The 621-nt window shown below is 40.1% G+C and carries 1 protein-coding gene; it reads right to left on the bottom strand.

Annotated features, from left to right (window positions below):
* Positions 1 to 621 (bottom strand): Ig-like domain-containing protein (locus HMPREF3031_RS12090; protein WP_257243639.1); only part of this gene is annotated, 621 nt, incomplete at both ends.

Here is a 621-nt window from a genome sequence, read left to right on the forward strand (position 1 = left end):
GTTCTGCTGGTGTTTCTACCTCCGGCTCGGCTGGCACTTCAACCAACACAATTTCACTTTCAACTGTATCAGATTGATTTTCCGCTAAATCTTTAGCATATACTTTCACAGTTTCATTACCTATAAGAGATTGTCCATCTAGTAATTCAACATTCCAATTACCTTCTGCATCTGCTTTAGTTTCTAAAATCTTACCATTAGTTAATACTACAAACACATTTGAATTAGGCTCTGCCGAACCACCTATAGCTTGATCAGTAGATTTAATTTCATTCACAATAGGTGCTTTCGGCGCCACAGTATCTTTGACAGTTTGTGTTGCTTCTGGTGATTTGTTGTTCGCTACGTCTGATGTTACTGCTTTAATAACTTCATTATGTGCTAATGGAGTTTCTAGTGTAGTTGTCCAAACACCTTTATCGTCCGTCTTAACTTCTGCAGTTTTGCCGTTCGGTAATGTTAAAGTTACCGTGCTCAATGGTTCGCTTGTTCCGCTTACTACTTTAGCTCCCGCTTCGATTGCTTTAATTTCTGGAGCAACTGGAGCTACAGTATCTTTTACCGTTTGTGTCGCTTCTGCTGACTTGTTGTTCGCCACATCTGACGCAACTGCTTTGATCA

The sequence above is a fragment of the Staphylococcus sp. HMSC072B07 genome, from assembly GCF_001815505.1.
In the GTDB taxonomy this organism is placed as follows: Bacteria; Bacillota; Bacilli; order Staphylococcales; family Staphylococcaceae; genus Staphylococcus; species Staphylococcus simulans.